Source organism: Bartonella sp. OT172YNZD (genome assembly GCF_042193725.1).
Classification (GTDB): Bacteria; Pseudomonadota; Alphaproteobacteria; order Rhizobiales; family Rhizobiaceae; genus Bartonella; species Bartonella grahamii_A.
The window spans coordinates 1-4134 of the sequence record NZ_JBHILZ010000035.1 but is presented as its reverse complement, the minus strand read 5'-3'; the positions used below and the strand labels follow the sequence as shown (position 1 = coordinate 4134).

Sequence of the window (4134 nt, the reverse complement as noted above, 5' to 3'; positions counted from 1 at the left end):
AAAAGAAGAGAAACGATCCCAATATTTCCACAAAGCAAAACCAGCAGCCATGATCACCGCCACAACAGCAGCAACCACAGCCCCTATTGGGGTAAAAACACCCCCCACAACAGAGGCAAAGCCAGCCCCAACCACTTCTATCGCTGTCCCTAGCCAACCAAAGCTACTCACCAATGCTGCACCTGAAACCGCAACCCCTCGAAACGCTGCCACAAGTAAAGTCATGGGTCGCAAGAGACGCAGCGCGCTCCTACCAAGCCCTGCCATCAATAACTTCAAGGAACGCCCTGAGGCTGCTAAGCCACGCCAGCTTGTTTTAAGCTTGCCGCTCACACCACCAAGCTTGATAAAAGAGCTGATCAATTGAAGAAGCCCGAGACGTGTGCCAGCAAAAGCAAAGCGCAACACACGCAGAGCAATGTTAAAAGCCATCAGAGCAGCAATGGTTTTGATAATGGCGCTTGTTAAAGTGGGATGGGCATTGGCCCATGCCATAAGCCCATTGGTAAAATTGCCAACACTTTCCATCAGACTGTTGACAGGGGGCAGAAGCACTTCACCAATGGTAATTCCCAAAGCCACGATACGGTTTTGCAAAAGTTCAAACTGCCTGATCGCGCCCGTTGCTTGTTTGTCCGCCTCTTGCTCTACCGAGCCTTTAAAGACTTTCGGGTCTTTCACAAACTCTAAAGCTTTCCCTAACAATTCTGGATTGCCCACCAATTTGGCAAAATCGCCCGTGAAGTCCCGACCAGCAATGGCAATCAGAGAACGCATCCCCTGTTCTGATTTGGCTAAAACATCAAAAAAGCGCACCAAAGTACCGGTGGCATCTTTATCCAGATCTTGCATAAATTTTTCGCGGGAAAGCCCAATATTGGCAAATGCATCTTCAATATGTTTACCCCCTGCCTGTATGCGGGCACTCATCGCATTAAAACCACGCGCTGCACTCTCTGGAACAATCCCAGCAGAAATCATTGCCGTACCAAAAGCTGCGGTTTCCCGGGCAGTGAGCTTAAACATGGTTGCCGCACCAGTAGCGCGATTGGTAAAATCAGACACTTCACTGGCTTTTGCCGCCATGTGGTTCGAGAGATGATTGATCGCATCGCCTAAATCTTCAATGCCTGCTTGATTAAGCTTAAAGACATTGCGCAACTTGGCAAAGCGCTCCCCAATCTGATCCCCGGTCATATCAAAAGCAACAGCTGCTTTGGCAGCATAAATGCTAAAAGCCTCGAGATCTTGTTCACCAATTCCTGCTTGGCTAGCACTGGTCATCAGTTCCAAAACTTCACGCGCCGCTAGAGGGATTTTTGTTGAGGTCTCAAGTGCAAAACGGCGCAATTCCTTTAAGCGATCAAGGGGGGCATCGAGAACCTTTTCCAAGCCTTTCATCGATTGGTCAAATTGCATGGCTTTATAGAGCGGTGCAATTAAGGTTGCGGTTTGCGCAATGGCACCCACCATACGCCCGCGTGCTTGGATAAAAGCATTTTCCGCATTCTTTGTCGCATCCTCAAGATGTTCAGGGTCAAACCAATTTTTAAAGTGCTGCCTTGTCTTGTTTTGGAAATGCGCAACATCGCTACTGAAAGCTGCAAGATCCCGCTTGGCAGAAGCGATCCCCTCTTGCAGGTGATTAACAAAACGCACAACAAGGGAAACATCCATGATTGTCTCTTATCCTAACTGATGACTTTCATATTCTTGGGCTTTAAGGCGTGCGAGTTCTTCTCGATAGGCAATCACATCCAGCCAATCCATCTGGTTAATTTCTGAAGGCACCCAGTGATAATAAAGGGCTAGTTCTGCTCCAAATTGTCCGGCAGAGAGGATTGGCGTTGCGGAAAAAAAGCAAAAAAAGCCTTGAAGACAGCAAGAATGTCAACAACATCCACACGATCAATCAATTCAACCGATTCATGGGACATATCGGCTAAAAGTGCTGTAATGCCTTCTGTTGCTTCACTTGTGAACAAAACTTGAGAAAGCTTAGCGATAAGCACATCATTAGTGAGTGTTTTTTGCTCTCCAAACTCAGGAAGAAGCAGCTCTGTCAATTGTGGTCCAATGAGCACCGCTAATTGCTTGGCATGCTTAAAAGTGGGGCGATAAAAGGTCAGTTTCTTGCAGAGAGATTCTTTGCCACCTTTATCCTGATAAAGAAGCGGAACCTGCAATTCCACGTCAATGCTGGTTTGTAAACTTGTCATGATCAATTCCTATAAATGAGCGCCCTATCAATAATGAGAGCTTATAGATTGAGAATAGAGCGGCGGCGAGAACCGATCTCTTGCCCGTTGCGGACAAGCCAACCGCCCCGTTTAAACGAAAAGCGATGCAAAACAGAACCATCCCAAAATTCTGTATAGTCCCAAATATTTTTGATCTCGCAATCATAGCCTGTCGCTTTTCCAGCCGTTAAGCCTTCACTATCCACTTTGACCAAGCGCCCCGTGACATCAATGGAATGTTCATGCTCACGCCCATCTTCTTCAGAAATCACATGTTTTTTGCCAGTGAATTTATGACGAAGACCAGGGGGACCACCAAAAATACCAATGACCTCAGGGGTATGGCTGCGGATTTTCATTTGCAAACTTAGCGCTTTCACACCAAGACCGCTCACATCAATTTGCATATCAGAACCGCCCGGTTGATAGGTTTCAGTGATTTCTTCTAACGTGGGCAGTTTAAGAGTCTCTAAATCTAAGTGAAGATTCACATCATCATCAACAATCAGCGTAAAACCGCGTACAATGCGTAAAGTCATGCTTTAACTCCTTGCTGCTTTGCGATAAGTTTCAAGCGTATCGCCAAATTGATAAGTCATTTTCTTTTGGATATCTTGCGCCAGACGGTCAAAATAAGCGCTATTGCGCCGGCTGCCGAAACTCAAATCTTCTAAAGGTGGCACTTCTTCTGCATCAAATTCCACCCGCAATTTTCCCAATTGCAAAGTGCTGTTGGAATTTAAATCGCGGTCAAACCAAACCCGCCCACCCAAAAGCGCACCACGCGCAATCAGATCATCAAGAAACTGTGTAAGGCTGCGGGTGATAGCAATGACATGTTGACCGGTCAGATTCTCATCATTCGCCCAAGGGCGGAAACTGTTAATGATGGTTTTTTCCAAGGCTGCACGGGTGCGCACCACATTGACAAAACGCCAGAGTGGGTCACTGGAGGTGGTATGGTTGCCCCATAAAATACGTCCATTGGCAGGCATTTTTCCATGCGCATTTTGGCTAAGCCGTGCTGGAATAAAGGTAGCAATATCGGCTTGGTTGAGGCGATTTGCCTCATGATCGATTTCCCCATCAAAATAGCTAATCGGGCGCGCTGTGCCTAAAATACCTTTAACATCTTGGTTGGAAGGTGACCAAAAAACACCGCCCCTTTGCTTGTCCCGTTTGATAAACATCGCCGCTGCAAAAGGACTTGCGGGTTTTATACTCCACCCCCCATCACTATTTGCCACTCGTACAAAGGGATCAATCAAATAACAAAAGCGTGAGGAAAAATCTGTACGATAAGCAAGGCTTTCTTCCGTGTTTTTACCCCCCGTATCAAAAACCGCAATCGCTTGTAGCTTTTCTGCAACCTGTTCTAAAGCGTCTGCCACAGGGTTTTTGCCATTGTCAATCCGCCCTGCACTATAAGCCGGTGCCAAGAGAATTCCAGGTTCCACACCCAAATGCCCCCGCGCATGAGCCAAGGCATGCACACCGGTCAGTCGAGCATTTGATCCCACCATTTCGGTTTGTGTCTCAGCAATGGTTGACTTTTCTTCCACCCGCACAAGGATCACTTGTGCCTCAATCCCTTGCGCGCGCACGGCATTGATAACATCAAGAGCTGTGCCCCGTGTCCCAAGCTTTTGGATTTTGTCTGTCTCATGGGTGAAGACCAACACGGGCTCGTTAAGGGGATAAATTTGTGCATCCGCATCAGGGGCTGTAACAACTGCCCCAAGGGCGGTCTGATCAAATGTTGCTAAAGGACGAGAATCCTCACCAGCCTCTACAATGCGAATCCCATGATTAAATTCTGTTGCCATATTGCTCTCCAAATCAATGAAGAGACTATAACAACAAGCGCACTCTCTCATAAGCCTGACACTGTCAG

The 4134-nt window shown here is 47.2% G+C and carries 4 protein-coding genes; all 4 read right to left on the bottom strand.

Translation table 11 applies throughout. The features are described from left to right. A partial coding sequence (locus ACFIJS_RS08590; RefSeq protein ID WP_375651178.1) for a phage tail tape measure protein occupies positions 1-1677 on the bottom strand: 1677 nt, incomplete at its 3' end. Positions 1678-1808: 131 nt separating this feature from the next. Then, the gene (locus ACFIJS_RS08585) at positions 1809-2219 is read right to left on the bottom strand and encodes a hypothetical protein (RefSeq protein WP_375651176.1); all 411 of its coding nucleotides are present in this window, start codon (positions 2217-2219) and stop codon (positions 1809-1811) included. 41 nt (positions 2220-2260) lie between these two features. Beyond that, positions 2261-2779, bottom strand: coding sequence for a phage major tail tube protein (locus tag ACFIJS_RS08580; protein WP_375635060.1), 519 nt, complete (start codon positions 2777-2779; stop codon positions 2261-2263). A gap of 3 nt (positions 2780-2782) precedes the next feature. Next, positions 2783-4066, bottom strand: a complete 1284-nt coding sequence (locus tag ACFIJS_RS08575; protein WP_375651180.1) for a phage tail sheath C-terminal domain-containing protein — start codon at positions 4064-4066, stop codon at positions 2783-2785. Positions 4067-4134 lie beyond the last annotated feature (68 nt).

What these genes read in the sequence shown, in the direction of transcription:
- ACFIJS_RS08585 (WP_375651176.1), bottom strand. Translation starts at nt 2,219, where the DNA reads ATGACAAGTTTACAAACCAGCATTGACGTGGAATTGCAGGTTCCGCTT.
- ACFIJS_RS08580 (WP_375635060.1), bottom strand. Translation starts at nt 2,779, where the DNA reads ATGACTTTACGCATTGTACGCGGTTTTACGCTGATTGTTGATGATGAT.
- ACFIJS_RS08575 (WP_375651180.1), bottom strand. Translation starts at nt 4,066, where the DNA reads ATGGCAACAGAATTTAATCATGGGATTCGCATTGTAGAGGCTGGTGAG.